The organism is Cupriavidus sp. 01L46 (assembly GCF_056399905.1).
Window position 1 is genome coordinate 1 of record NZ_JBFTSF010000393.1, and the last position, 4,962, is coordinate 4,962.

Genomic DNA, 4,962 nt, shown 5'->3' on the forward strand with positions numbered 1-4,962 from the left:
GCCAGGATCTGCACGCGCTCCTCGATGAACTGGGCGATGCGCTCGCGCATGGCATTGAACGCCCGCGCGGCGCGCGTCAGCTCGGTGGGGCCTGTTTCGGCCAGCGGCGGCGTCTTCCTGTTGGGATTGAGCGTATCAGCGGCATTGGCCAGCGCCACCAGCGGCCGGATCGACACGCGTACGGCGAACCAGCAGCATACGACCAGCAACAACAGTTGGATCACCAGCACATAAGGCAGCCACTGCGCGATCGGGATCATGCGCGGATGCACGTCGATGGTCAGGGGGCTGCCGTCGCTCAGCGTCAGGTGCGCCTGCAACTGCTTGCCGTCGCCCGGGATCGACTCCACCGTGACCGGAAAGCGGCCTTCGCTGGCTTGGGTGATCCGCGCGGCAATATCCTTGCCGCGTGGCGTCATCTCGGGCACGCCCGGCGAGCCCGGCCCCAATATGTATTGATAGTTGCCGCGATTCACGCGCGGCAGCCATTGCGCTCGCTCGGCGGCGGGAACGCGGTCGAGGATGGCAATCGAGGTGGCGACGTCGGTTTCCAGCGTGCCGAGCATGACTTCGCGCGCTGTCATGTAGCGCTCGGAAAACAGCACGCCAAACGACAAGCCATGCGCGATCACCAGCCCGGCAAGCAAGATCAGGAACAAGCGCGAACCCAGCGAGCGCGGCCAGGGCCGGAGGCGCGTGCTCAGTGTGCTCAATGTGCTCATCGTGCTCGTTGTGCTCATTGGCGGGCCTCCTTGATCTCCACCGGCGTCGCAAGAACATAGCCCTCGCTGCGCACGGTCTTGATGTAGCTGGGTTCGCGTGCGTCGTCTCTCAGGCGCTGGCGCAGGCGGCTGACCAGCAGGTCGATGGAGCGCTCGAACATGTCCGCCTCGCGGCCCTGCGTGAGGTTGAGGAGCTGGTCGCGGTTGAGCACGCGCTGCGGATGGTCGACGAACACGCGCAGCAGCCGGTACTCCGCGCCGCTCAGCGTGACGATGGTGCCATCGCTGTCGATCAGGTGGCGCGCGGTGGTATCCAATCGCCAGTGACCAAACGCGAGCATCTGCCCTGCTTCGGTGATCTGCAGATTGGGCGGCAGCATCCTGGTGCGGCGGAGCACGGCCTTGATGCGCGCCAGCAGCTCGCGCGCGGCAAAGGGCTTGGCAAGGTAATCATCCGCGCCCATTTCGAGGYCGATGATGCGATCCGTTTCATCGTCGCGCGCGGTCAGCATCAGCACGGGCGTGGCCTTTTGCTTTCCGGACCGCAATTCGCGGCACAGCACCAGGCCGTCATCGCCGGGCAACATCAGATCGAGCACGATCAGGTCGACGGTATTGGCCTCCAGGAACGACCGCATGTGGCGGCCATCCGGCGCCACCGTCACGCGCAGGCCGTTCTTGGTKAGATAGGTCGAAACGAGTTCACGGATTTCCCGGTCGTCATCGACGATCAGGATATGGTCGACGTGCGCTTCCATCGGGTTCACCTCGGCAGGATTGGAAGGGTTCAGCCAGTCAGCTTCGCCGCCATTGTATGGCGGCCTTCGGCACCGCGTGTATCGCAATGTATCCGGCCTTCGCACTGCCACACAGAGGTACATACTCGCTTGTTCGCGACACATCCAGGCGACGTCCGTGGTGCCTGATGGAGGGCAGCCCAGCGCGCCAACAGACCCGGCCATCCCCCCGCAGCCAGTTGCTTACCTGGGCTGCTTGCGAATCTCGGTGGTCGTCCGCCCCCCGAAACCCCAGTTGTCGGTATCCACCTCTTCGATTGCGATATGCGTCCATTCGGGCGGTTTGTGCAGCACGCGCTCCAGGGTCTCGGTGACTTCCTTGATGACCTGGGCTTTCTGCTCGGCGGTGGTTCCCTCGCGGGTAATGCGAATGCTGACGAAAGGCATGGCGGCCTCCTGCATGGATTGACGTTTCGAGATGAGAGCGATGGATTCCGGGCCGCGGCAGGACACATGTCCGGCCGCGGCGGCCGGATTCAACGGCCTGCGCTGAAGCCGCCGTCCACCGGCAGCACGGTGCCGGAGACAAAGTCGGCCTTGGCCAGGTAAAGCACGGCGTCGCTGATCTCGGCGATGCTGGCGATGCGGCCCAGCGGGTGCAGGCTGCCGAGTGCCRCATGGGTTTCAGCGGCATGCATCGGGGTGTCCACGACGCCCGGGGCGACCGCGTTGACCGTCACGCCGTGGGGCGCCAGTTCCAGCGCAAGCGCGCGCGTGGCCTGGTTGATGCCGCCCTTCAGGGCCACGGCCAGCAGCGCAGGCACACCGCCGTGCGGCTGAAGCGCCAGCGAAGCGGTGATGTTGATGATCTTGCCGCGCTTGCGTTCGCTCATGTGCTTGGCCGCTTCCTGCGACGGATACAGCACGCCCTTCAGGTTGGTGGAGATCTGCTCCTCCACTTCGTCCGGCGTGAACTGCACGAACGGCTTGGCCGTGAAGATGCCCGCGTTGTTCACCAGCACGTCGACCTTGCCGTACTTGGCAATGGCCTGCGCGAAGACCTGGCGCGCCGATTCGGGCTTACCGACGTCGCCCGCCACGCCCAGGAAGCGCTCACCGGCATTCAGCCGCCCGGCGGTGGCTTGCAGGCGCTCGGTGGAACGGCCGGTGCCGACGACGTTGTAGCCCGCCTTGAGGAAAGCTTCGGCCAAGCCCAGGCCGATGCCGCTGGTGGCGCCGGTGATGACGACGGTGTTGTCGGTGTTATCGGTGTTGCGCATGATGGTCCTCCGATGGATCCAGATTCAAATTCAGATTCAGGGTCCGGTGCCGGACTCCAAAGCCGTCACCGGTGTGGAGGAACTATATTGCTGCTGTCGAGCGCAATAAACGGGGTTTGCTACACTTGTCCTATTACATGGCGTAAAGAATATGCACCGGCAATTCGACGACATCCTGCTCGGCAGCATCGAGCTCTTTTGCCTGGCCGCCGAGGCCGGCAGCTTCACGGCGGCCGCCAATACCGCAGGCGTCACGCCTGCCGCCGTCAGCCGCTCGATCTCGCGCCTGGAAAAGCGCCTCGGCGTGCGCCTGTTCGTGCGCTCCACGCGCAGCATCCGGTTGACTGAAGGTGGCAAGGATTACTTCGAACAATGCCGCGCCGCGCTCAATCAGCTGGTCGAAGCCGAGCGCAAGGTCACCGGCGAGCAGGTGCAGCCCTCGGGCACGATCCGCATCAGCGCGCCGACCACCTACGGGCACCATCGCCTGTTGCCGCTCCTGCCCGCGTTTCGCGCCAAGTACCCGCTGATCAAGGTGGAAGCCCACATCAGCAACCGCAACGTCGATTTCCATGAGGAAAACTTCGACGTGGCGATCCGCTTCCGCGCGCAGCCGGACTCGATGATGGTCTCCCGGCACCTTGAAGACGCGGCACTGGTGGTGGTCGCGAGCCCCGCCTACCTGAAGCGCGCAGGGGTACCCAGAACGCTGTCGGACCTGGACCAGCACGAGTGCATCCAGTTCGATCTACCGAGCAGCGGGCGGCAGATCTCGTGGCTGTTCAAGGAAGGGGGGCGCGAGAAGGAGATCTTCTCGACGGGAAGCTACATGTGCGCGGAAGACGTGCTGGCCGGCGTGACGCTGGCCAGAGCGGGCGCGGGACTGTTCCAGACCTACCAATTCGTCGTCGAGCGGGACCTCGCGCAAGGCGAGCTGGTCGAGGTCCTGCAAGCTTTTGCCGGGCGCATGCGCCCCGTCAGCCTGATGTATCCGCACGGCCGTTTGCTGCCATCGCGCGTGCGTGCGTTCGTCGAGTTCATGATGGAACAGGTGCGTCCGCCAGCTTCTGCTCAAGATGGGGCACGACGACGCTGATAATCGTATTGCCCGCATAAACTCGTACTAGTACTTGAAGATGGCAAAGCCTTGGATTGTCAACGGCGCACTGGGAAATGCCTGCAGGGCCAATGCGCCGGAGGGCGGCAGTGCGACCACCTCACTGCTTCCGACACTCCCACCGCGCCACCACCGCAAACGCGGCGTCTTCCACCTCCGGCAGCAATGCCAGCGCTGCCTGCGCGGTCTCGTCGTTGATCATCTTCGCCGCCTCGTCATCGGGTTCCGGCAAGGCATCGGCGAGCACGCGCTCCAGTCCGGCCCTCATCGCCTCGGGCAGATACACCCCCAAGGCCTCGATGTTCGCCGCCACGCACTGTACCGCCTCGGCGGGGCTGAAATCGTCGTCGAGCAGATGCGAGAAGTCCGCCGCGCTGCGCACCAGGATCTCATAGACGAAGGCCGCGAATGAAGCGGCTTCGATCCGGCTTTTGCCGCGGTCGTGYCAGACCAGCGCCACGCCGATGTCGCCGTTGGCTAGCGGCGTCAAGCAGTAGGCGTCGCCGGCCCCGGTCTGCGCGAACGGCAGGAAGCGCCGGCCGTGCTGGAAGGCCGGATTGAGCCATTTGGCGATGAACTCGCCAGCCTGCTTCGCGTCGATCCACTCCAGATCATAGGCGCAGGAAAGCACCGGCTGCGCGGCCAGCGTGCGAGCCTCCCGGTCGGTGCGCCAGGCCTCGATGTCGGCGCCGTAGCCGGTGCGGCCTGCGTCGATCAGTTGCCTCAGCATAGCTGGCAAGGTGATGCCGCTGGCGTCCGCCAGCGCCGAAAAAGCGTCCATCCGTGTTCTCTCCGTGAGATGCTGCCGGTTAATGCCGATCTGGCCAGATCTGTGCTGGGGGATGAACGGCGTCAGCGCATCCAGCCATGGCTCGTCAACCTAACTGGCAGTAGCCGCCACATTGGCCCGCGCCTTATGCAATTTCTTGTAACTGTCGATCAGGCGGTGGTGCCTATCGAGACCCTCCAGTTTCATGCTCGTTGGCGCTAACCCGAAGAAGCGCACGCTGCCGTCCACTGACCCCATTACCGCATCCATCCGAGCGTTGCCAAACATCCGACGGAAGTTGACCGCGTAGTCGTCTAGTTCCAGGTCGTCATCGAGC

General features: G+C 64.4%; 6 protein-coding genes and 1 pseudogene. 1 reads left to right on the forward strand and 6 read right to left on the reverse strand.

What is annotated here, in order from left to right:
• The 4 genes from AC1DS3_RS35095 to AC1DS3_RS35110 form a co-directional block, all read right to left on the reverse strand.
• Nucleotides 1–740: HAMP domain-containing protein (locus AC1DS3_RS35095; protein WP_477128996.1), on the reverse strand; the 740-nt coding region annotated here is incomplete at its 3' end.
• A complete protein-coding gene (locus AC1DS3_RS35100) occupies nucleotides 737–1,480 on the reverse strand; it encodes a response regulator (RefSeq protein WP_477128997.1) in 744 nt (247 codons plus the stop codon). The genes AC1DS3_RS35100 and AC1DS3_RS35095, both read right to left, overlap by 4 nt.
• A 222-nt stretch (nucleotides 1,481–1,702) precedes the next feature.
• On the reverse strand, nucleotides 1,703–1,906 hold the full coding sequence (locus AC1DS3_RS35105; protein ID WP_441630414.1) for a tautomerase family protein: 204 nt from the start codon (nucleotides 1,904–1,906) through the stop codon (nucleotides 1,703–1,705).
• 89 nt (nucleotides 1,907–1,995) lie between these two features.
• Nucleotides 1,996–2,739, reverse strand: coding sequence for an SDR family NAD(P)-dependent oxidoreductase (locus AC1DS3_RS35110; protein ID WP_477128998.1), 744 nt, complete (start codon nucleotides 2,737–2,739; stop codon nucleotides 1,996–1,998).
• A gap of 151 nt (nucleotides 2,740–2,890) precedes the next feature.
• Between AC1DS3_RS35110 and AC1DS3_RS35115 the strand changes: the two genes are divergently transcribed.
• Nucleotides 2,891–3,835 carry a LysR family transcriptional regulator gene (locus AC1DS3_RS35115; protein WP_441630410.1) on the forward strand — a complete coding sequence of 315 codons (945 nt, stop codon included), beginning with the start codon at nucleotides 2,891–2,893 and terminating at the stop codon, nucleotides 3,833–3,835.
• A gap of 121 nt (nucleotides 3,836–3,956) precedes the next feature.
• Here the strand turns inward: AC1DS3_RS35115 and AC1DS3_RS35120 are convergent, their stop codons facing one another.
• Together AC1DS3_RS35120 and AC1DS3_RS35125 are read right to left on the reverse strand one after the other, a co-directional pair.
• Complete coding sequence (locus AC1DS3_RS35120; protein ID WP_477128999.1) at nucleotides 3,957–4,637, reverse strand: SMI1/KNR4 family protein; 681 nt, start codon at nucleotides 4,635–4,637, stop codon at nucleotides 3,957–3,959.
• Between the two features lie 99 nt (nucleotides 4,638–4,736).
• Nucleotides 4,737–4,962: pseudogene (locus tag AC1DS3_RS35125) on the reverse strand (OsmC domain/YcaO domain-containing protein); the annotation flags it as partial.